Origin of the sequence: Nocardia farcinica (assembly GCF_029867845.1) — a bacterium.
In the GTDB taxonomy this organism is placed as follows: Bacteria; Actinomycetota; Actinomycetes; order Mycobacteriales; family Mycobacteriaceae; genus Nocardia; species Nocardia farcinica_A.
In genome coordinates this window covers 1-1,030 of sequence record NZ_JARWRU010000048.1, presented here as the reverse complement: position 1 = coordinate 1,030, position 1,030 = coordinate 1, and the positions used below count along the sequence as shown (strand labels likewise).

General features: G+C 77.0%; 1 protein-coding gene. It reads left to right on the top strand.

The annotated features are described in order from the left end of the window. The coding region (locus tag QH283_RS00755; protein WP_348538248.1) for a universal stress protein at window positions 1–895 on the top strand (895 nt) is incomplete at its 5' end. Between the last annotated feature and the right edge of the window lie 135 nt (window positions 896–1,030).

Genomic DNA, 1,030 nt, shown 5'->3' with positions numbered 1-1,030 from the left:
GGGGGGGGGGCTTATACTAACTTTGGGGGCTGCCCACACGGGGGGGGCGGCGCCGGGGGTGGTCGGGGTGGAGGGCGCCCGGCCGGCGGGCCCCGGGGCCGCCTGGGCGGGGGCCACCGCCGCGCTGCACGACGCCCCGCTGCACGTGTTCGCCTCCACCGACGACTGCGCAGGCCCCACCCGCACCCTGTCGGAGGCCGAACGGACCCGGCGGCGCGCCGAGGCCGAACGCGTGGTCGCCGAGGCCGCCGGGATCGCAGCCGAAGCCGCCGACGCGGAGCTCACCGTCACCACCGAGATCTGCCCCGACCTGGTGATCCCCGCCCTGCTCGACCGCTCGGCCCGCGCCCGCGTCATCGCGCTGGGCAGCCGAGGCTCCGGCGTCTACCTGCCCGGCATGCTCGGCTCGGTCACCACCGCGGTGGTGCGGCACGCCAGGTGCCCGGTCGCGGTGGTCCACGACAGTTCGGCCACCGACGCCGTCGCGCGCCGCGCACCGGTGGTCGTCGGCGTCGACGGCAGCGAACACAGCGTGGCCGCTGTGGAATTCGCCCTGATCGAGGCGTCGCGCCGCGAGGTCGACCTGATCGCCGTGCACGCCTGGTGCGACGCGGGCGCCGTCACCATCCCCGCCGACTGGGCGGCCGTCCGAACCACGGAGGAAGCGGTGCTGGCCGAACGCCTCGCCGGATACGAACAGCAGTACCCGGAGGTCGCCATCCGGCGCGTCGTGGTCTCCGACCGCCCGGTGCCCGCCCTGCACGCGGCCGCCGCGAGCGCGCAACTGCTGGTCGTCGGCAGCCGAGGCCGCGGCGGCTTCACCGGCATGCTGCTCGGCTCGGTCAGCAACGCCCTGCTGCACACCGTGGCCTGCCCGATGGTCGTGGTGCGTTAGCCGCCGACGTGCGGCGCCGCGATCTTCAGCATCCGCCCGAATGTGCCCTGCCAGAGCGTCCCGTGCGGCCCGCGCGGGGCGGGGGGGGGGGAGGGGGCGGGGCGGGGGGCGGCACCCCCCAGGCCCAGGGGGCGC